Genomic DNA, 19,788 nt, shown 5'->3' with positions numbered 1-19,788 from the left:
TGAGTTTTCCCGTGTGTCCGCGGCGAATTGGGCCTCGGACATTTGCTGATAAAAAGGGGGGGAGATATGGCTGATATCGTTCGTTGGATTGTATCCGCGTTTCTGGTTTTCACACCGACGTTAGTGGGGGCGCAGTCCGAACAGGAGGGTGTCGCGGAACCTATATCAGAAACCGATCTGCTCACCCAGGCCGAGCTGGAAAATCTCGTCGCGCCGATTGCTTTGTTTCCGGACACGCTTTTGATTCAGATACTGGTTGCGGCGACCAGCCCGATGGAAGTTGTCAAAAGCGACCGGTTGCTGGCCAGCATGGACGGCGAGGAACCCGAAGTCATTCAAGCTGCCGTCGAAGCCGAAGAATGGGACGAAAGCGTTGAGGTTCTGGCCGTCGCCTTCCCTGAAGTGATCGAGGATATGGCCACCCATATCGAATGGACCGAAACCATGGGCGACGCCATGCTTGCCCAAAGTGACGAGGTGATGGTCGCCGTTCAGACCATGCGGACTCAGGCGATCAACAACGGTGCGCTCGTATCGGGTGAAGAACAGCTTGTCGAGGTCACGGAAGACGAAACCGTCATCATCCAACCTGCGGATCCCGAAGTTGTTTATGTGCCGCAATATGACCCTCAGGTCGTTTATACCGACAGCAACAGCAACCTTGTTGGCGACGCCATTGTCACCGGAGCTATCGCGTTTGGGACATTCGCCCTGATCGACGCCATTTTTGACGATGACGACGACTGGAATGACTACTGGGGTTGTCGAAATTGCGGGGGTTGGGGTGGGGGCCCGATCTATCGAAACCCGAATATTGATCTGGATATCGACGGCAATGTGAATATCGGCAATGACGTCAATATCGGGAACGGTAACATCAATCGTCCTGACGATGGCTGGAAACCGGATGATCGAAAGAAAGATCAGGCGCGAGACAAGATTGCCTCCAAAAAGGATCCAGGGGGTAAGACCAAGCTGCCGATAGACAAAGGTGACAGCAGCGCGGATGCCTTGCGAAGCAAACTGTCCCAGAAATCCGGTGCGCCAGATATCTCCCGGCCCGGATCGCAGGCCAAAACGGAAGCAGTTCGGAAAACCATGAAGGATGGGGGTACGCCCAAGGTCAATCGGGCCACGCCGAATAAGGCCGTGAAGAAACCGACCCAAAAGCCAGCGGTTAAGAAACCATCCGGGACCAAGTCCCATGTCACCAAAGCCTCTAAGCCCAAAGCGGTCAGCAAGCCGAAGGCGACCCACAAGAAATCCAGCGGGCAAAAAGCACGCTCGGCTTCGCAACGGGGCAAAGCCAGCCACCAAAAAGCCCAGCGGAGGAGATAAGAGCATGACCAATACTTTGATCAAAGCAACTGCAATCGCCGCATTTGTCACTGGTCCGGCCTGGGCCGAACCTGCCGCATATGCCTCTCCGCAAGAGGCGCTTGAGGCGATGGTCGCAGCGCTGAAAAGCCCTGAGGTGGGTGCTGCTCTGGCCGTCTTCGGGCCAGAGGCTGCGGACTATCTTTCCGATGGAGACCCGGTCGAGGACAAGATCAACAAGCTGGCACTGTTGTCCCTCTACAAAGAAGGCTATCGGCTTGTGCCGCAAGACGATGGCTCGGTCCTGATTGCGCTGGGTGACGAAGGCTGGCTGTTCCCGGTGCCCATAGCAAAGACGGACACATCATGGTCTTTCGACAACGACGCAGGCCGGGAAGAAGTGCGTCTGCGCGAAATCGGCCGCAACGAGCTGGACGTGATCGAATTGATGGAGGCCTATGTCGAAATACAGGCCGATTTCCGGTCGCAGGATCAAGACGGCGACGGGGTCAGGGAATTCGCAAGCCAGATCATTTCGACTTCTGCCGATCAGCGGGATGGGCTGTTCTGGGCATCCGAAGACACGCTGTTGGGTGAGCTTTTCGCGCGTGCTTCGGCTTTTGGCTTCAGTGACGGCGAAACCGACTTCGCGCCCGAGCCCTTTTCAGGTTACTATTTCCGTATCCTGACAGAGCAAACCGATGCGGCGCCCGGCGGAGCGATGGACTACATCGTCAATGGCCACATGGTTGCGGGTCATGCCCTTTTGGCCGTTCCAGCAGAATTCGGAGAGACCGGCGTGCACAGTTTCATGGTTTCGGAAAACGGTGTCGTGTTCGAGGCTGTTCTGGGCGAGGACACGCTGGAAAAGGCGGCAGGCATAACCGGGTTTGATCCGACTGAGGAATGGCAGCCTGTGAACTGATCCTGCGCGTCGATTCCAGCATCCGGTCGTATCGCATTTCCAGAAGGCATCAGAGCGTTTGCGGCGTTGGATTCGGTTAAGAACCAACGCCGCCATCGCCCTGCAAAGTGAAAGCGATTTTGGCGAGATTCCCAACTGTACTTTGCGGTCGATGCGAAAAAGCTCGGTACAGGATACTAAGGTGCTAAGGTAAGTCGGTAAATGAGACGCCGAACCCAACCGATCCGGGCAAACGACTAAGGCTAAAGGAAGAAGGAAGATGCCGAGAAAACTGCTTTGGCCTTTGTTGGGATTGATCGCTCTGGCGGCCTGTTCGGCTGGGCCTAGGGATTTTGTTCAAGTCCCATCGCGGGCGGTCGAGAGCCCTTCCAATAGCAGGTTGACGACAGCGGTGCGCAAACTGGGTGATCCACGTGACGGACGGTCGGGTGTCAAGCTGATCAGCAACGGCGAAGAGGCACTGGCCGCGCGTCTGGTTCTGGCATCGCAGGCGGATGTGACAATAGATGCGCAATACTATCTGCTGCACAACGATCTGACCGGGCAATTGTTTGCGCTGAGCCTGCTGAACGCGGCGGATCGCGGTGTACGGGTCAGGCTGCTGCTGGATGACATGGATACATCGGGTTACGACGCGATGACTGCCGCACTGGATTCTCATGAAAATATCGAGATCCGGCTGTTCAATCCTTTCTGGCGTGACCAAAGCCTGTTGGTTGCAGGTTTGACCGATTTCAAACGCATCAACCGGCGCATGCATAACAAGTCCATAACCGTCGACAACACTATTTCCATCGTTGGTGGTCGCAATGTGGGGGATGAGTACTTCCTGGCCAAGGAAGAGTTTAACTATGCAGATCTGGATATCTTCGTCGCCGGGCCTGTGGTGAACGAGGTGTCCGACAATTTCGACGAATACTGGAACAGCGAATTTGCTGTTCCTGCCCGTGCGGTGATTGGCGAACCCGAGACTCTGGGTCTGGCAGATGCCCGCGTGCGTCTGAATGCGCTGGTCGATGAAGCCCTGAAAACACCGTATGCGGCAGCGGTCAAGAAGACCGCGCAAGAGACTTTTACCCTCAAGACGCTCAGGCTAGACTGGGTTCCGGCCAAACTGTATTCCGACCCGCCGTCCAAGGCAGCCGGTGTCGACAATGATCAGCCCATTCTGGCCTCGAAGTTGGTACCCTATTTCCAAAAGGCTGAAAGCTCGGTCGACGTCATCTCAGCCTATTTTGTGCCCCGTAAGCGAGGGGTTAAATGGCTGAGCGAACTCGAGGATCGCGGGGTTAAGGTGCGTGTTGTCACCAATTCGCTGGCGTCAAACGATGTGGCGCCGGTTTATGCGCATTATGCAAGGGAACGCCGCGCTCTATTGGACGGGGGCGTGGAACTGTTCGAACTGCGCCCTGACTCGGACCGGGTCAATCAGCGGGGGGTGAATTGGGGTCAGTCGCGCGCGGGTTTGCACACGAAGGCATTTACCATCGATGAGCGATACCTGTTCGTGGGCTCGTTCAACTGGGACCCGCGGTCGGTCAACATAAACACAGAAATGGGCGTGCTTGTGGACTCGCCGGACCTGACGCGACGCGCGGTTGCTGCGCTTGACGAAGCTTTGAAGCAAAACACCTATTCGGTCCAATATGACGAGGAAAAACGCGTCACCTGGAGGTCCTACTGCGAGGATGGTGCGATCTTGCTGAACCGACATGAACCCACCGGTAGTTTCTTTGATCATATCAAGGCCGGGTTTTTGGCCATTTTGCCTATTGGATCGCAGCTTTAGCGCAAGATGGGCTTCCACATCTACGCCGTCGCCATAGCCCCCGTCGCAGTATGGAGCCCCCGACTGGACAAGAAAGACATCTCGGTGCTTGCTGTCGGGATGATTGAAGATCTGCAGCGTCCCCGTGTTCCGTGTTTGTGCAATTTGGCCGGGATGCGCGGAAAAGGGATGGAACGAATGAATTTTGTTAAGGCATTTCCTATTGTGTTGCTGTTTCTGCCAACAGTTGCGTTCAGTGCCGAGTATGAAGTACAGCCCATACTGTCTGCGCAGGAAAGCGTTCAGGACGTTCCGCTTGCGACCGAGATTTATCGCATCGACGAACAGGTCCCGACGGATGGGTACATGGCGACCTACCGCATCGAGACGCAGTTCGGGCAATTCTCGGCCTCTGGTCCGGGTATGTTGCAGGCGCGGTTGGTCGAAATCCGAGCTCTTGCTGCGCTGGACCATATCCAGAATGACCAGCAATTCATCGACGCTGCCGAAGACACAGCCGGAGAGACGTTTGAAAACCTGCGCCAATTTGCGAAGCAGCCGAAGGAAACTCTGAAAGGTGTGCCCGAAGGTGTCGGGCGGTTTCTCAAACGTACCGGACGGTCGGCCAAGACGGGGCTGCAAAAACTGGGCGATGTCCGAGAGGGCAACTTGCCCGGCGTTGATCCCGAGACCACCTCTAACCTTCCCGGAGGCTCGGCAGATTCACAAGCCGGTCCGCAGGGCAGCTTTACTGAGAATGTCGCGCGCGCCAGCGGAGATGTTGCTGTAAATATCCTTGGGTTTGACAAACAGCGCCGCCGTCTGGCCAAGGAATTGGGTGTCGATCCCTATACTACCAATCAACTCCTCGCCACGCGGCTGGATGAGGTTACTTGGGCGGCCTTCGCGGGGGGGCTTGGCGTCAATGTCTTGACCAGTTTGGTTCCGGGCGGGTTGGTCCTGTCGTCAACCTCGCGGCTCAGTGACTGGGTTTGGGATACCGCCCCCGGTGATCTGCGCGTGCAGGTTGAGGAAACGCTTTTGTCCGTCGGCGTGCCGCGTGATCAAGTCGACCGCTTTTTGCGGCACAGCTACTATACGCTCAGCATGCAAGCTGTGGCGGCGGATTCATTGAAATCGCTTGACGGGGTGCAAGGCCGGGCGGATGTCCTTCCGTTGATCCTGAGTGTGGGCTCGGAAGGTCAGGCGCGTTTCCTCGTGCAGACCTTGGACATGTTCAGGACGTATCACGTGACCAAAGAATCACTATCCCAGTTGCGCGCACAAGGCACAATCATTGGCGTTGGAGGAAGTGGCAATTCCGTGGTCATGGCTCCAGTAGACTACCTGAGCTGGACCGAAACGCTGGATGCATTCTCTGCCAATCTTACTGAGGCGACCGAAGGTCCCATCGTGCTTTTTGTTTCGGACGATATGTCCGGTTTAGCGACGGACTCATTAAAAACACGCGGTTGGACAGTAGCGGAGACAGGGCAGATCACTCCGGATGCGTTTCCACTGCGTTGACAATTGTAATCGGCGTTGAGCCGCCCGAAAGAGATGATTGCTGGGGTTACGGCAGCAAAGTTCCGCGGATAAGGTCTCGGGCGCTCATTTGATTGTGCTGAGACTCGTTCCGGCAAGACGCTCACGACACCTGGTTCTTACCGGCCCCATTGAACAGTGTCTTACCGAAAACGGAATCCGGTGAAAAATGCGCTGAAAAGACCGAGCGCAGCCGTAGTCCCAAGTTGCTGCTTAGGCTCAGGCCTCATGGCCGATAGATCACCAAAGCGGCGAGCGCGATTGCTGAGAGGAAGATTTTGACCGTCTTTTCTTCGCCATGGTTGGCAGCAAAACGAAAATCAATGGGTCCTGAGCCTAGGGGACGAGCATCTCAAGTTTGGCGTCCGGGAAGTGGGACAAGACTGACCTGACCTTCCTGTTTGGTGTCACGCATAGCGCAGTCGACAACCCATCTGCCAAGGCGGCATTTGCGGCAGAAACGGACACAGTACTCTGCGGTGCCATTCGGTTTTTTGGGTCAAGAATGTGGTGATGTCCCGCAGCCAGCTTCATCATTGCCGGTGCCGAGGTTGCGACAGCACGGTCACGTAACGAAAGCCGCCCCCTAACGATATGCTTGGGACCTGCCAGGCCGACTTGCCAGTCGCTTCCATCGCTACGGGTGCCTCGGGCTGATATCTCGCCCATATCAACCAAAATATTGCGCAGGCCGAACCCGTTTAGCAGACTTGCGATACGATCAGTGATTTCGCCCTGGGCAATTCCGTTCAGGGTCAATCCTGAAAATCCCGGATCTGGCAGGCGGATTGAATCCGTGTTTACTAACACTTTGTGCCATCCAATCGCGCGCTGCGCGCGATTCAGTTCAGAGAGTTCCGCTCCTTTGGCCAACGCCATCCAGAGAGGTTGTATCGTTGGGTCGAACGCGCCGTCCGAGGCGTCATGCAACGCGGAACACAAGCTTAGAACTTTCAACAGTTCGGGTGACGGTGCTATCAGGTGTCCATCAGTATTCAGTCGGCTCAGCTCAGAGTGAGGGCGATACAGGCTGAAAATATTTTCAAGCCTGGTCAGCTCGGCCGTGACGGCATCGAAAATGGGTGCTGCTTCAGTGTTGGTTAGTCCTTCCACGCGTAGGCTGGCCTTTGCGCCCAATGCTGAGCCGTGCCATCGCGCAGACGCAGCGGCGGCAACCGGAGTACAGGCGCAGGCTGCGGAAATAGCCAGAAACCGGCGGCGGGTCAGGGCGGTCATGACGGGGTCTCCAGCGCAAGGTTCAGATCGACGGGGCCCAACACTTCGGCATCGGGGATATCGGACAGGGTCAGGGCGGCGCCGCCATAAGTGTCGATAAAGGCCTGCGCCGCGCTGGCATCGCCAAAAGGCACAACTTCGCGCGCGCCCATTCCCCCCGCGACGTTGGCGCCGACTACAAAGGTGGAGTCGGCGGCGGCGATCCAGTTGGAAATGCCGGGTTGTCGCCAACTGGGTGCGACGCTCATGTCGCTGACATATACGGCGGTGATGGCGGCGTCACGTTCGGGGCTTTTGAGATAAGCCACCATGTCGCGGACCTGCGCAAAGAAGAGCGGCGTAGGGTAGCCTTCCAGATGGATTTGCCCCTTGGGTCCGCCATGTTCGGCGATGTTCATCTGGCAGAAGAAACTCAGCGCATCGGGGGTTAAATCCACCGGGTCGGGGGCCTCGGCAACCTCTTCTTTGCAGGCGGTCAGGGCAATCAGGGCAATCAGGTACAAGCGTTTCATGGTTCGACCCTCCGGAAGGCCAGTCGCGCGAGCGCGAAGGCAAGCACCGGCCAGATCAGAAGTGAGGCGGGCGCGGCCCAGAAGGGCAGGGCCTGCGCGGCCCCGGTCATGCCGGAGGCCATGGCGACACCCTCGGTCGCGGCAATGTTCCACAGACGGAATGCGTCGGCCGGGTTGGCCACCATCACCCACGGAAAGACGGATTGGGTGAAGCTGCCGCCCTTGTCCATGACGACGGCCCCCAACAGGCCCAGATCATAGAGGACAACAAAAACCAGCCATAGCCCGGCCGACAGACCCGCTGCCGCCGTAGCCCCCTTTGCCAGGGCAGACAGCAGGTATCCCAGCGCCAGAAAGACGGCGCCCAGCAGGATGGATGTGAGGATCAGTCGCGTCAGAGCTATCAGGCTTTCGGCCCCCGCGCCTCCAAAGAAGGTGGCCACTGCGCCTGCCGTGCCAAAGCCGACGGTCATGGCGAAGGCCAGCGCGGCCAGATGGGCGGTGAACTTGCCCAACAGGATTTCTCCGCGCCCTGCAGGATAGGACAACAATAGGGAAAGGCTGCCCCGGTCCACGTCGCCCGCGATGGCGTCGAAAGAAATCATCAGCGCCAGCAAGGGCGCAAGATAGACCGACAGTGTGGTCATCGAGGCGACCGAGACGGTGAGCATATCGACCCCCAGCGTGCCGGTTGGCGCGCTGCCCGCAAAGGTCAGCGCCAAGGCGAACAGCACCATGATCAGCGTGGCGACCAGCAGCCAGCGGTTGCGGCGCAGGATCAGCATTTCGGTGCGAGTGATGGCAAGGAAGCGGGTCATCGCGATCCCTCCTGTGCGTAATGGCGATAGAGGTCTTCCAGCTTGGGCGGCGTCATTTCCACATCCGCTACCGCGTCGCCCAATCCGGCTATGCGACGCAGGGCCTCCATTTTGTCTTCAGGAGAGCAGAGCAGTTCGACCGAAGCCCCGTTGATCCGGTTGCCACCCAGTTCGGCAGCCAGCGCCTCAGGGTTGGCACTGGCGCGCACCTTCAGGCGGATCGGCAGACCGGCCAATGCCGACAGGTTGGTCAGCGTGTCATCGGTAACCATCCGACCCTTGCGCATGATGGCAATGCGATCGGTGCGGGCCTCGACCTCGGTCAAGGCGTGAGACGCGATCAGGACGGCAGTGCCCTGCGCGGCAAGCTCGTCAATAATGGCATAGAGGTCCTGCCGCGAGATCGGGTCCAGCCCGCTGGTCGGTTCGTCCAGCAACGCCACTTTGGGCTGACCCAGCAGCACCTGCGCCAGACCCAGACGTTGCCGCATTCCTTTTGAATAGGCTCCGATCCGGCGGTCCAGCGCATCGCTGAGGCCGACCCGCTCCAACAGGCCGGGCACGTCTGCTTTCGCGCCCGAGAGTTGCGCAAACAGGGTCAGTTGTTCGCGGCCCGTCAAGGCCGGGTGGAAGGATACCGCCTCGGGCAAGTAGGCTGTCTCTCGCCGCGCCTGCGCCGTACCGGGGGCGACGTCTCCGATCCGAATGGCTCCGCCATGGATCGGCGTCAGGCCAAGGATGGATTTGATCAGCGTCGACTTGCCCGCACCGTTATGGCCCAGCAGCGCAACGCGCTGACCGGGGGCAAGAGACAGGGTGATATCGTCAAGAACGCGGGTCTTGCCACGGTCTTTGCAGACTTGGTCAATCGTCAGGGCCTTATCCGTCATGAGGCACCTTCTTCATAGCTGGGGGTTCAGGGGCTTGCATCAAGGGGTTGCTGTCCACCACGCCTCCCGGCAACAGCGCCGGGAAGGCCGATTGCGACCAGCGCACCAGCTGCACGGCAGGTGAGCCGAGCAGCAATTTGGCTGCGGGTTGGGTCCACAGCACATGGTCCATTGAATCGTTGGGGCGATAAGGTGCATCGGCCACGCCGTTGCCATCCACATCATAGGCGGCGAAATCGGACCAATAGTTTCCGCGCCCTTCTTCTGACCACTCGACCCATTTGGTCGAGACATATTTCACCTGCGTCCGGTTGCCGACAAAGGCGTTGCCGACGATCCGGTTGCGTTCACTGCCTGCGGTAAAGTGGATGCCGATGCCGCAGCCTTCAAACCAGTTGTCAGTGAATTCGTTTTTGTTCGAATTATACAGGAAGGTGCATTTCTCTTTCGCACCTTTCACAACATTGCCGGTGATGACGCTTTTGTTGGCGTAGTTCAGCATCACGCCATGCTCGCGGTCATCAATCGACACATTGTCAGTGACTTTGACATTCGAGGTGAACATCACGGCATAGCCAAGATCATTACCGATCGAGACATTGTTGCTGACCTCGGAATTGTCGGCATACATGTAATGCACGGCAAAACGCAGATCGCGGAACAGGTTGCCGGTGAACAAATTCTTCTTCGAAGAATTCACGAAAATCCCATCGCGGCCAAACTGAATGTCATTGTCGGCGACAACGGCACCCGGCGCGTTCCAGACATAGACCCCGTTGCCGCGCGCGTTCATGTGGCGGTCCTGCCGCCCCTCGATCCGGTTGCGGCGCACGATGCCGTCCTTGGCCCCGTGGATGTCGATGCCATAGAGATTGCCCAGCAGCACATTATCCTCGACCACAGGCGCGGTGGCCGTTTTGGTCAGTTGGATGCCGCTGTCGATCCCGTCATGGTCTGAACCGGAGCCGATCACCGTCAGCCCGCGCACCGTCACGCCCGGCCCGGTCACGGTGATTACGCTGCCTTTGCCTTGTCCGTCAATGGTGGCCTGTCCCAGCCCGTCGATTGTGACGGGCCGGTCCAGAACCAGTGTTTCGGCATAGGTGCCGGGGCTCAGGCGGAGGGTATCCCCATCCGCCGCCTGCGCCAGTATCTGATTGATGGCCCCCGCCCGGTTGGGCACATCCCAGTCCGCCGCCCAAAGGGGCGAGCCGAGCAGGAGCGGTATGAGCAGGGACCAACGCATGACTACGCGCTCCGCGGCTCAACAAACATCCGGCCGCGCATTTCCATGTGCAGCGCGTGGCAGAACCACTGGCAATAGAACCAATGCACGCCCGGACGGTCGGCAATGAACGTGACCGAGGCGGTGGCCTGCGGGGCAACCTCCATCGCGATACCGAAGTTCGACAGGCAGAAGCCGTGGGTCACATCATCCACATCGTCCAGGTTGGTGACATAGACGGTGACTTCGTCGCCCTGCTTGACGGTGAACTTCTCCATGCTGAACACAGGGGCAACCGAGGTCATGTAGACGCGCACCTTATTGCCATCCCGGATCGGCTCATCCGCGCCATAATCCAGATCGACGCCATCGGCCTCGGCCTGTTTGCGCGCATCTTCCCACATCGGGTCGTTGCGATCCCAGACATTGACCGGGTTCACTTTGGACCGGTGTACAAGGATCGAGTCATGCGGCTCCGCAAAGGTCGGGCCGTCATGGACCACCTTCATCTTGTCGCCCGAGATGTCGATCAGCTGCTCATTCTCAGGCTTCAGCGGTCCCACGTTCAGGAAGCGGTCTTTCGAGAACTTGTTCATCGAAATCAGCCATTTGCCGTCAGCCTCAGCCGTCTCACCCATCGAGGTCGAGTTGTGACCCGGCTGATACTGCACGTCCACCTTGTCGAGGATCGGATCGACGTCCGCGCCACCATAGGCTTCGATCGCTTTGGCGATGTCCCACTTCACCACCTGGCTGTCCAGGAACAGGGTGGTATAGGCGTTGCCCTTGCCGTCGAACGCGGTGTGAAGCGGGCCAAGACCCAGTTGCGGTTCCGCGACGATGGCCGAGCGCGGATCAGCGTTGTCGGCAAACAGCGCGTCGACTTTTTCGACATCGATCACCGACACGGTCGGAGACAGCTTGCCGTTGATCATGATGTGTTTCTTGTCGGGCGCGGCATTCACACCGTGTGGCGAGTTCGGGATCGGGATGTAGCGGGTCAGGTTGCCGCCAGCCTCTTTACGGCCGTCTACGACCTTGACGCCGTTCAGCTCCTGATAGTTCCCCGCAGCAATTGCGTCTTCGATGCCTTTGAGGTTGAACACGACCACGTGGTCCAGCTCATTCTCGGTCATCTCGGCCAGGTTCATGCCCATTTCCGAGTTGTACGAGGTCGAGAACGCGTATTTGCCCTGATAGTCGCAGTCGGTGTTGTCGAGGTTGCCCGACACCATCACCTGCCATGCGATCTCCATCGTGTCGCCGTCGATGGCGGTAAAGATGTTCACGTATTGCGACGGATCGTCGAGGATCTGGCCGTCATTGACCAGCGGCGCCTCATGCTCACCATTGGCAAAGATGTAGCCGGTGCGCGGGTATTTCTGCGGACGCAGACCGTGGATGTCATGCGCGTTCGGGATCTCGATGATCTTGTCGCATTTCATCACGTCGCAGCGCACACGGGCCACGCGGGTGTTGGCTTTGTCGTTCATGAACAGATAGCGACCATCATAGGTGCCATCCGTGAAGGACATGTGCGGGTGGTGCAGGTCGCCGTTGTCATAGGTGACCTTGCCGTTGGCAGCCAGAAACTCTTTGGTTTCGGGCAGCAGGCCTTCGGTCAGGATTTTCAGCGACTCGTTGGTTTGACCCCAGCCGGTGGCTGAGCAGCGGTTGAACACAGGCACCCGCATCAGCTCACGCATCGAGGGCACACCCAGGATGCGCAGCTCACCGGTTTGGCCTGAGGACCAGAAGCCGTAGTATTCGTCCAGCTCGCCCGGTTCCAGATGCGCGTTCGCAGCGGCGCTTGCCTCGCGGGCGGTCATCAGGGTCGAGCCCAGCCCGGTCCCGGCCAGAACGGCACCGGTGGCGGTCGCCCCCAGCATTCCGCGGCGTGTGATGTTCAGTTTGTTTTCTTGGTCTGACATGATCGTCCCTCCAATCAAGAAATGGTTTGCGGTTTGGCGTTCGGATGGTTCGCCGGTGGTTGTCCGAGTGGAGTCTTCATCTGCACCGACCCTGTCTTGGCCCGCCGTTTCAACTGGCGGATAACGACGGGGCATTTGTCCTCGGACTGATAGAGCACCTGACAATGCAGGCAGGTGACGCACTCGTTAGGGTTAATCTCACCGGTGGGGTGGATTGCCTGAACGGGGCATTCATTGGCGCAGGTTTGACAGGGGGTGCCGCAATCCTTGTAGCGGCGCAGCCAGTCGAACATGCGAATACGGGCCGGGATCGCCAGCGCACCGCCCAACGGGCACAGATAGCGGCAGTAGAACCGTTCGATGAACAGCCCGATCCCCAGCAAGGCCAGCGCAAAGACCACGAAAGGCCAGTCTCGCATGAATTTCAGGATGATCGCGGTCTTGAACGGCTCGACCTCGGCATAGGTTTCGGCCAGCGGGATCGAGACAAAGCTGATCCCGAACAGCACTAGGAAGATTATGTATTTTGCTGGCCAGAGCCGTTCGTTCAGACCCCAAGGCAAGATCCATTGCGGCACCTTGAAGGTCCGCGCGATCTTGTTGGTCAGCTCTTGCAGTGCACCGAACGGGCACAGCCAGCCGCAATAGGCCCCGCGTCCCCAAAACAGCAGCGCGGCGGCGACGGCGAACCACTGGATGAACACCAGTGGGTCCAGCAGGAAGGCATCCCACGAGAAGCCCGTGCGCAGGCTGCCCGCCAGCGCCATAAGGTTCACCACGCTCAGCTGCGCGTTGGCGTACCAGCCGATGAAGAACAGCGTCATGGTCAGGAAACCGATGCGGAACCAGTAGAACACGCGTGCATTCATGGTGGCGTGGAACTGGAAGAAGAAGGTCGCCGTCAGCACCAGCAGCATCGCGCTGAGGATCACAATCTCAACCACGCGGTCTTTCCAGATGCGCTGCCACAGCGCAGCCTTTGCCGCAGCCTCACCGCTGGCGTCATCGACAACCGCAGGGGCCGCAACGGGCAGCAGATAGTATTCGGGCAATTTGTAGCCCAGATCAAAGGTCAGAAATGTTTTCTCGACCGCACCCACGGCCCGCTGCGCCAGCAGTTGCAGGCGGAAGGGCTCGGCCGGATCAAACTCGGCATCGGCGGGGATTTTGAAGATGTCCAGTTCCGTAAAGCTTGGGGCATCGGGGGCTGCAACTTCGCCCAGACGGCGTTGTTGCTTGTCAAAGAACCGCACCGAATTGTCGCCTTGGATCAGCTGAATCCGGTCGAAAATCCCGCCCCGGACATAGCCCGAACCCTTAAAGCTGTAAGCCCCACGTCCCAGCACAAGAATGGCCTGCTCGCCCTCGTCCAGCCAGTCGACCATGTTCTGATATTCGGCCTCGCCCAGCAGCGACTTGCCGATCGACGGCACCGAGACCAGTGCCAAATGCATGTCGATATAGGTGTCATCGGGTTCACCGGGTTCGGGGCGTTTGATCGCGCGCTGATCGCCCGTCGCCTCAAACGCGGCATTGACCTGCCCGATATCCAGCGTCAGTCGCCGGATTGAGCCGTCGCCCGACAGCGTCGTCCAGTCATAGATGGCGTCCTGCGCCATATCGACCTCGCGCTTGGGCCCGTCGGCCTGCGCCGGTGCCAATCCGCCCAACCCCAACGCGCGCGCCACCTTGATGCCACCACGCACAAGGCTGTCGTCGATCACCATGATCGTGACGGTCGCGCCCGAGATAATATCCAGGTCATGCCCCTCACCGCCCGTCTCGGCCTCAACCTTCAGGTCCAGCCCGGCATAGCCTTCGGTCAGCTCAACCATGCGCGCATTGGGAATGCCGATCAGCACGATCGGTTCCGAGTGTTTGACCAGTTGCACCCCGGTCAACACCGCCTCGTCATTGATGGCAGCAACCACGTGGATCGGCTTGCCGGAATATCCGGTGGTGCCCACGAAATCGGATGTTAGGAACGCCCAGGCCACCGTATCGCCTCCTTTCAGAACGGGGGCAACCATGACGTCCTCGCGCACCGGGCCAAAGGCATCGGCACCGGGCACCAGATCGGCAGGCTCAATCTCGGGCAGAAAGCTGGCGAGGCTGTCGGCATGGGCGCTGATCGCCATCAGGCAGGACAGGGTGAAGGCCAGCAGGGCTTGGAATGCGCGACTTACAACCATGGCGCACCTCCGATACTTTGAGTAGACGCCATGGAAGCGCGCGGGGCGCGTTCAGTTGTTTTTAGGTTTGCGTGCGGGGGCCCTCGGGTTTCAGGCCACAAGCGGGCCTGATCATGGGGTTGGTTCTGATCGGCGCACCGGTACAGGGCGAGGCCGGCCTTCTGGGATAGGACCAGATGAGGCTGATCGGGCAACTGCGCCAGCGTGGTGACGGCACACAAGGTGCAATCGGCGCATTTCGGGCAGGGCGCGGTCGGGTCATCGGTCTCCTCCTCAAGGTCCACCTGAACCCAAACCGCCCCCGCCTCCGAGCAGATCTCCACCCATATGCTTTGACCGGGACTCGCCAGAACCGGGCCAAGCATTTGCAACAGCAGAAGAAGGGTGCCCGCCCATGCACAAGCCACGCGGGACGCGCGAACAGGGAGGTTGTGCAGAGGGTTAGAGGCGGGCATAGAGAATCCAACTCGGTATTCTTTTCCAGAGTTCTAGGGGAATCTCTCGGACCGATACTTGACTTCTGTTAGGTGCGAAGGTTTTCGCGACTTAGCCGTCGGCCCCATCCATCAGCCCACGCAGCCAACGACCCGCCAGCCAACTTGCAGGCACGCCCAACGGCACTGACCAGATCAGCGCTGTCACCGGGGGAATGACCGCAAAACCAAGGGTATGCGCGATCAACCCAGCCAAAAACAGGTTGATGGCCACGGTCAAAGCCGTGGCCGGGTAAAGCAGGATGGACAGTTTCCAGACCGGCCAGCGCCCGTCAGTGGCTGGTGCCTTCCGAGAAGGTGATTTTGTTCCAGACATTGTATTTTCCAGACGGTTTGCGCATCGGCAGGCGGCGGACCTCTTCCAGCGTCTGCGCATCATAGACGATCACTGCGCCATCATCCTCCCAGATCGACACCAGCGCGTGGCTGCCATCCTTGGTGAACTCCACATGCGCCACGGTCTTGCCGGGGGCAGGGCGCAGGGTCTTCACGATCTCAAGGCTCTGCTTGTCGATTACATGCATGACATCCTTGTTAGGGCCAAAGAACACATCGGCCCAGACGTAAGGCGAGTTCTCATGGCTGCGCATGAAGAACCCCGGCCCTTCGGTCTTGATCCGTTTGACGGTCTCCCAGCTTTTCATGTCGATCACTGACACCGTGCCATCGGTAAGATGCGGTGTGGCCATAACGGTTGTGTCGCCATGCTGCCATGTGATGCCCGATCCCAGATGCGGCATGCCCGGCAGGTCCAGATCAGCCACCTTGTGCCCGATTACCAGATCAATCACCTGTCCACCCTTGCCATCGCGCGAGGCGCCCATAACGTATTCATAGCTCTGGTCGAAAAAGAAATCGTCCAGATAATCCGGCGTGGTGATCTTGCGCACCGGGAACGGGTCAGGATTTTTGAACTGGCCCTCGATGCGGAAATCATGGCCCAGCCCGAATTGCGGCGGGTTGGCACCGTAGAAGACCTCCCAAATTTCGGGCACGTCTTTAAGCGCCAGCACAAAGCTTTCACGCGGCGGCGCCTGATACACGGCCGAGACTCGGCTGGGCACACCCTTTTTGCTTTTCACTTCGATAACCGACGCCACCGAAAGATTCTCGGTCGATAGCAACGTCAACGAATTGGGCAGATAGTTCGCCACGGCTACCCATTTGCCATCGCCTGACATTGCAATGTTGCGGCTGTTCAGGCCCGCGCGCACGCGCCCCACCTGTTTCAGCGCCCAGATGTCGTATTTCTGCACCCAGCCATCGCGGGACATGATGAACACATAGCGCCCATCGGGGCTGAATTTCGGCCCGCCATGCACGGCAAACGGCGTCTCAAACCGGTCCAGAACCTCGAACGTGTCGCCGTCCAGCACGCTGACATGGTGATCGCCGGTCTCAACCGCCAGCGTGATGTTCATCGGATCACTGTCCCAGATCGGCGCATCGACAGGGACATAGTCATCGTCCAGTGTACGGCTGGCCATGATATCGGCTGCACCCCACTCGGGGTCCGTCTCCAACGGGGATTTCAACCAACCCGCCAATTCTTCGATCTGCAACGCATCCAGCTCATGGGCAAAGGCAGGCATCTGAGTGGCCGTGCGTCCTTCGGCAATCACGGCAGCCACGCGGGGGCCGCGCATCCGTTTCAACGTCTCGGGGATCAGCGCCGGGCCAACGCCGCCCAAGCGGCTCTCGCCATGGCACGAGGCGCAGTATTCCGCGTAATCCGAAGGCGCGTCAGCCCATGAGGTGCCCGCAAGTAGCAGGGCGCACAGCGCGCTGATTTTCGGAGTGTCAGAAGAATTGATGCGCCGGATCATGACGTTTCCCCCGGAATGGCGTCACTTGCAGCCGCTCTACCGCATCTTCGACGCCGATTTCTTGATTGCTCAGGTAACAGGCCGGATCTTCGGCCCAGGGATCGCCGGTCAGTTGCAAAGCCCGGATACGAGTATTGCCACCACAGACGTCCTTCAACGTGCATGCCCCGCAGCGTCCCTTCAGCGGACGCGGGCGGGTGCGTAACATGGCGAGCATCGGATCATTGCTGGTCCACAGCTCGGAAAACGGTTTGGTTTTCACATTTCCGACCGTGTAATCGGACCAATAGGTGTCCGGATGCACGCGGCCCAGATTGTCGATATTGGCCACGCCCAACCCGCTGGAGTTTCCGCCCCAGGCCGCCAGATGATCCCGCACATGGGCGGCCTTGTCCGCGTCGAACCGCGCGCGCACCCAATTCAGGAAGTAACCCGCATCAGCGTCGTTATTGCCGGTGACGATATCCAGCGGACGCCCGCCAGACGCCGCCTCCCACGCGCGCTCCAGCAGCAGATCCAGCCCTTTGCGGGTGCGCAGATGTTCGGCATCTTCGCCCCGGTTCTTGTCGCCACGCCCGGCATAGACCAGATGGGACAGATAGAACTTGTCCACACCTTCGTCGTCGCACAGTTGCAGCAGATCGGGCAGATGGTGCTGGGTGCCCTCGGTCAGGCAGAAGCGCAGACCCACCTTGATGCCGCGCTTTTTGCATTCGCGCACACCGCGCAGGGCGTCGGCAAAGGCACCTTCAACGCCGCGGAACCAGTCATTCGTGGCCCCGATCCCGTCCAGCGAGATGCCCACATAGTTGAACCCCACATCGGCGATCATGTCGGCGGTCTCATCGTAAATCCGCGTGCCATTTGTGGACAGGGCCAGCATCGGCACCAGATCGCGGGCGCGTTTGGAGATGTCGAAGAAATCGAACCGATCCAGCGGCTCACCACCCGAGAGGATCAGGGCCGGGACGCGAAACTGGCCCAGATCCTCAAGGGTGACCATGGCTTGCTCGTGACTGAGCTCGCCAGGGAAGGCCACATCCGCCGAGACGGTATAACAATGGCGGCATTTCAGATTGCAGCGCCGGGTTAGGTTCCAGATCACCACAGGCTTCACCGGGCCGGGGCGACGCGGGCGTACCGGGATCGGGGCGACCAGTTGATGCATGTATTCGGTCAGGCGGAACATGGTCCTCAGCCTTTCTGTTTCAGACGCAGTCCAGTCTTTTTCAGGATGCGCGTGGAATAGAGGATATCCTGCGCCCGGCAGGCATCACCCAGGATGGCGGCAATCTCCGCGCGCTTTTCCTCGACCTCGATCGGGTCCGATCCATGGACCATGGCGAACAGGTTATAGGGCCAGTCGGGCAGGGCGCGGGGGCGTTCATAGCAATGGGTCACAAAAGGCAGCAGTCCGATCTGCGGGCCCAGTTCGGCAACTCGCGTATCCGCGACATCCCAGACGGTCATCCCGTTCGATGTCATGCCCAACTTGTAGTGATTGGGCGCCGCCGCAATGCGCCGGATCACGCCACGCGATTTCATATCGGCCAGGCGGAACAGAAGATCGTCTTCGTCCAACCCTAAATTGTCGGCAACTTGCCTATAAGGAGCGGGAACCAAAGGCAAACCGCCTTGCAGCGCTTCGATAATCTCTCGGTCTTTTACGTCAATCATGCTGCTACCCGGAAGCCGATGAAAAATTCCTGAAGTTTGGGAAATTGCAGGACTGTGATCCCGGTATCCCGTTCGATGGTCTCGGCTGCCGTTGCGATCCCCTCGGGCGTCTCGGTCGCAAGAACGAACCACATGTTCAGCCGGTGTGTGCGCTCATAATTGTGCGCCACCTCTGGATGTGCATTGACTTTGGTCAGGACGGTTTCGAATTCCTGCGGTGGCACGGCCATGGCGCAGAGGCAAAAGGCACCACCCATTGCGGCCGCGTCAAAGAAAGGGCCGAATCGGGTTATGACGCGATCCTCTTTCATGCGGCTCAACCGACTCAGAAGGTCGGATTCCTCGATCCCCAACTCATCAGAAATCGCCGCATAGGGGTGCGAGGTCAGCGGCAAGTCATCCTGCATCCGGTTCAGGATCGCGCGGTCGGTGTCATCCAGCATCATGCGGCCACCTCTTTGGCTTGGATCAATGCGCCGGTCTGTTTGAAACAACGGGTTGAGAACAGAACTTTGTGCTTGGTTCCCGACAGTTCGGGTAGCGCTGAAGCCCCGGCCAGAATGTCCAGAGCTTCGGTGCGCGAACGTGCGTGGATCATGGAATAAAGACGATAGGGCCAGACGCCTTCGACCGGGTTGCGCTCGTAGCACAAGGTCACACCGGGATGGGCGGCCAATGCGGGCCCTGCTGCTTCGACCCGTTCGGCGGGCATGTTCCAGACCACCATCGCATTGGCGGACCAGCCAAGTGCGCGGTGGCGCACGATGACGCCCAGCCGGGAAATGATACCAGCCGCGTGCAGAACTCTGACCCGGTTCATGACCTGCGCGGGATTGCATCCCAGCGCGTGCGCCAGCAACGCATAGGGTTCGGTCACCAAAGGCAAACCGGAACTGAGCGCTTGCAACACAGAGCGGTCGCCATCCAGCATGACGGAGCCGTCAACGTGGCGCGGGCCGGGCACTTGGCGCTCCGCGCCGGACATGCGGAAGCCCAGATCGACGTTGAACGGGCGTACCAACCGCAGGTCCAGAACGCGCAACCCGGTGCGCCGGGAAATCCGTGCCAGCGTCTCGTCTACATGCGCGCGGTCTGGGCCAGTGGCCACAAACCAAAGGTTCCACGCATCCTCGCGCTGGTAGTTGTGGTTCACGCCAGGTTCCGCGTCGATCAGCGCGGCCACCTCTTCTAAACGGCTCTCTGGCACGGCGACGGCTGCCAAGGTGCTGGCCGAAACTGCGCCCGGCGCAATTGTCGCTCCAACCCGCGTGATCCGTCCGGTTTTACGCATCCGTTCCAGACGATCCAGAACTTCAGATTCTTCTAGACCCAGAGTATCTGCCAAAACCTGAAACGGACGTTCCGTGACAGGAAAATCGCGTTGAAACTCATCCAGCAGGCGGCGATCAATCGGGTCGGTGATATGTTTCAT

Annotated in this window: 18 protein-coding genes; 4 read left to right on the top strand and 14 right to left on the bottom strand. The window is 59.2% G+C overall.

Annotated elements, in window-relative coordinates; all coding sequences use genetic code 11:
• Positions 1-66: 66 nt before the first annotated feature.
• The 4 genes from ACR0L1_RS11145 to ACR0L1_RS11130 all read left to right on the top strand — a co-directional run bounded on the left by ACR0L1_RS11145 (position 67) and on the right by ACR0L1_RS11130 (position 5,537).
• Positions 67-1,338, top strand: a complete 1,272-nt coding sequence (locus ACR0L1_RS11145; RefSeq protein WP_480858845.1) for a DUF3300 domain-containing protein — start codon at positions 67-69, stop codon at positions 1,336-1,338.
• Positions 1,339-1,342: 4 nt separating this feature from the next.
• A complete protein-coding gene (locus ACR0L1_RS11140; protein ID WP_480858844.1) occupies positions 1,343-2,242 on the top strand; it encodes a DUF2950 family protein in 900 nt (299 codons plus the stop codon).
• Positions 2,243-2,501: 259 nt separating this feature from the next.
• On the top strand, positions 2,502-4,031 hold the full coding sequence (locus ACR0L1_RS11135; RefSeq protein ID WP_480858842.1) for a phospholipase D family protein: 1,530 nt from the start codon (positions 2,502-2,504) through the stop codon (positions 4,029-4,031).
• A gap of 177 nt (positions 4,032-4,208) precedes the next feature.
• Entirely contained in the window at positions 4,209-5,537 is a 1,329-nt protein-coding gene (locus ACR0L1_RS11130; protein WP_480858840.1) for a hypothetical protein, read from the top strand.
• A 354-nt stretch (positions 5,538-5,891) separates the two neighbouring features.
• Here the strand turns inward: ACR0L1_RS11130 and ACR0L1_RS11125 are convergent, their stop codons facing one another.
• The 14 genes from ACR0L1_RS11125 to ahbB (ACR0L1_RS11060) all read right to left on the bottom strand — a co-directional run bounded on the left by ACR0L1_RS11125 (position 5,892) and on the right by ahbB (ACR0L1_RS11060) (position 19,788).
• Entirely contained in the window at positions 5,892-6,791 is a 900-nt protein-coding gene (locus ACR0L1_RS11125) for an FAD:protein FMN transferase (RefSeq protein WP_480858838.1), read from the bottom strand.
• A complete protein-coding gene (locus ACR0L1_RS11120) occupies positions 6,788-7,303 on the bottom strand; it encodes a nitrous oxide reductase accessory protein NosL (RefSeq protein WP_480503912.1) in 516 nt (171 codons plus the stop codon). Before ACR0L1_RS11120 ends, ACR0L1_RS11125 begins: the two co-directional genes overlap by 4 nt.
• Positions 7,300-8,121: an ABC transporter permease gene (locus tag ACR0L1_RS11115; RefSeq protein ID WP_480503911.1), complete on the bottom strand. Its 822-nt coding sequence runs from the start codon at positions 8,119-8,121 to the stop codon at positions 7,300-7,302. The genes ACR0L1_RS11120 and ACR0L1_RS11115 overlap by 4 nt, the downstream gene beginning before the upstream one ends.
• The gene (locus ACR0L1_RS11110) at positions 8,118-9,011 is read right to left on the bottom strand and encodes an ABC transporter ATP-binding protein (protein WP_480858835.1); all 894 of its coding nucleotides are present in this window, start codon (positions 9,009-9,011) and stop codon (positions 8,118-8,120) included. The genes ACR0L1_RS11115 and ACR0L1_RS11110 overlap by 4 nt, the downstream gene beginning before the upstream one ends.
• On the bottom strand, positions 9,001-10,257 hold the full coding sequence (locus ACR0L1_RS11105) for a nitrous oxide reductase family maturation protein NosD (RefSeq protein ID WP_480858833.1): 1,257 nt from the start codon (positions 10,255-10,257) through the stop codon (positions 9,001-9,003). The genes ACR0L1_RS11110 and ACR0L1_RS11105 overlap by 11 nt, the downstream gene beginning before the upstream one ends.
• Positions 10,258-10,259: 2 nt before the next feature.
• Positions 10,260-12,167 (bottom strand): TAT-dependent nitrous-oxide reductase, encoded by a 1,908-nt coding sequence (gene nosZ / locus ACR0L1_RS11100; RefSeq protein WP_480503908.1) that lies wholly within the window; start codon positions 12,165-12,167, stop codon positions 10,260-10,262.
• A gap of 14 nt (positions 12,168-12,181) precedes the next feature.
• Positions 12,182-14,359, bottom strand: coding sequence for a 4Fe-4S binding protein (locus tag ACR0L1_RS11095; protein ID WP_480858831.1), 2,178 nt, complete (start codon positions 14,357-14,359; stop codon positions 12,182-12,184).
• Positions 14,350-14,724, bottom strand: a complete 375-nt coding sequence (locus ACR0L1_RS11090; RefSeq protein WP_480858986.1) for a hypothetical protein — start codon at positions 14,722-14,724, stop codon at positions 14,350-14,352. The genes ACR0L1_RS11095 and ACR0L1_RS11090 overlap by 10 nt, the downstream gene beginning before the upstream one ends.
• 181 nt (positions 14,725-14,905) lie before the next feature.
• Entirely contained in the window at positions 14,906-15,169 is a 264-nt protein-coding gene (locus ACR0L1_RS11085) for a hypothetical protein (protein ID WP_170771870.1), read from the bottom strand.
• Entirely contained in the window at positions 15,126-16,679 is a 1,554-nt protein-coding gene (locus ACR0L1_RS11080; protein ID WP_480858829.1) for a cytochrome D1 domain-containing protein, read from the bottom strand. Before ACR0L1_RS11080 ends, ACR0L1_RS11085 begins: the two co-directional genes overlap by 44 nt.
• On the bottom strand, positions 16,654-17,868 hold the full coding sequence (gene nirJ / locus ACR0L1_RS11075) for a heme d1 biosynthesis radical SAM protein NirJ (RefSeq protein ID WP_480858827.1): 1,215 nt from the start codon (positions 17,866-17,868) through the stop codon (positions 16,654-16,656). The genes ACR0L1_RS11080 and nirJ overlap by 26 nt, the downstream gene beginning before the upstream one ends.
• 5 nt (positions 17,869-17,873) lie before the next feature.
• Entirely contained in the window at positions 17,874-18,356 is a 483-nt protein-coding gene (gene ahbB, locus ACR0L1_RS11070; RefSeq protein WP_480503904.1) for a siroheme decarboxylase subunit beta, read from the bottom strand.
• Positions 18,353-18,802 (bottom strand): Lrp/AsnC family transcriptional regulator, encoded by a 450-nt coding sequence (locus tag ACR0L1_RS11065; protein WP_480503903.1) that lies wholly within the window; start codon positions 18,800-18,802, stop codon positions 18,353-18,355. The genes ahbB (ACR0L1_RS11070) and ACR0L1_RS11065 overlap by 4 nt, the downstream gene beginning before the upstream one ends.
• Positions 18,799-19,788 (bottom strand): siroheme decarboxylase subunit beta, encoded by a 990-nt coding sequence (gene ahbB / locus ACR0L1_RS11060; RefSeq protein WP_480858824.1) that lies wholly within the window; start codon positions 19,786-19,788, stop codon positions 18,799-18,801. The genes ACR0L1_RS11065 and ahbB (ACR0L1_RS11060) overlap by 4 nt, the downstream gene beginning before the upstream one ends.

The sequence above is a fragment of the Ruegeria sp. J8 genome (genome assembly GCF_056531925.1).
This window is presented reverse-complemented; position numbering and strand designations above follow the sequence as displayed.

What these genes read in the sequence shown, in the direction of transcription:
- ACR0L1_RS11115 (WP_480503911.1), bottom strand. Translation starts at nt 8,121, where the DNA reads ATGACCCGCTTCCTTGCCATCACTCGCACCGAAATGCTGATCCTGCGC.
- ACR0L1_RS11125 (WP_480858838.1), bottom strand. Translation starts at nt 6,791, where the DNA reads ATGACCGCCCTGACCCGCCGCCGGTTTCTGGCTATTTCCGCAGCCTGC.
- ahbB (WP_480503904.1), bottom strand. Translation starts at nt 18,356, where the DNA reads ATGATTGACGTAAAAGACCGAGAGATTATCGAAGCGCTGCAAGGCGGT.
- ACR0L1_RS11135 (WP_480858842.1), top strand. Translation starts at nt 2,502, where the DNA reads ATGCCGAGAAAACTGCTTTGGCCTTTGTTGGGATTGATCGCTCTGGCG.
- ACR0L1_RS11140 (WP_480858844.1), top strand. Translation starts at nt 1,343, where the DNA reads ATGACCAATACTTTGATCAAAGCAACTGCAATCGCCGCATTTGTCACT.
- ACR0L1_RS11085 (WP_170771870.1), bottom strand. Translation starts at nt 15,169, where the DNA reads ATGTCTGGAACAAAATCACCTTCTCGGAAGGCACCAGCCACTGACGGG.
- nosZ (WP_480503908.1), bottom strand. Translation starts at nt 12,167, where the DNA reads ATGTCAGACCAAGAAAACAAACTGAACATCACACGCCGCGGAATGCTG.
- ahbB (WP_480858824.1), bottom strand. Translation starts at nt 19,788, where the DNA reads ATGAAACATATCACCGACCCGATTGATCGCCGCCTGCTGGATGAGTTT.
- ACR0L1_RS11065 (WP_480503903.1), bottom strand. Translation starts at nt 18,802, where the DNA reads ATGATGCTGGATGACACCGACCGCGCGATCCTGAACCGGATGCAGGAT.
- ACR0L1_RS11105 (WP_480858833.1), bottom strand. Translation starts at nt 10,257, where the DNA reads ATGCGTTGGTCCCTGCTCATACCGCTCCTGCTCGGCTCGCCCCTTTGG.
- ACR0L1_RS11145 (WP_480858845.1), top strand. Translation starts at nt 67, where the DNA reads ATGGCTGATATCGTTCGTTGGATTGTATCCGCGTTTCTGGTTTTCACA.
- ACR0L1_RS11110 (WP_480858835.1), bottom strand. Translation starts at nt 9,011, where the DNA reads ATGACGGATAAGGCCCTGACGATTGACCAAGTCTGCAAAGACCGTGGC.
- ACR0L1_RS11095 (WP_480858831.1), bottom strand. Translation starts at nt 14,359, where the DNA reads ATGGTTGTAAGTCGCGCATTCCAAGCCCTGCTGGCCTTCACCCTGTCC.
- ACR0L1_RS11130 (WP_480858840.1), top strand. Translation starts at nt 4,209, where the DNA reads ATGAATTTTGTTAAGGCATTTCCTATTGTGTTGCTGTTTCTGCCAACA.
- ACR0L1_RS11080 (WP_480858829.1), bottom strand. Translation starts at nt 16,679, where the DNA reads ATGATCCGGCGCATCAATTCTTCTGACACTCCGAAAATCAGCGCGCTG.
- nirJ (WP_480858827.1), bottom strand. Translation starts at nt 17,868, where the DNA reads ATGTTCCGCCTGACCGAATACATGCATCAACTGGTCGCCCCGATCCCG.
- ACR0L1_RS11120 (WP_480503912.1), bottom strand. Translation starts at nt 7,303, where the DNA reads ATGAAACGCTTGTACCTGATTGCCCTGATTGCCCTGACCGCCTGCAAA.
- ACR0L1_RS11090 (WP_480858986.1), bottom strand. Translation starts at nt 14,724, where the DNA reads ATGCTTGGCCCGGTTCTGGCGAGTCCCGGTCAAAGCATATGGGTGGAG.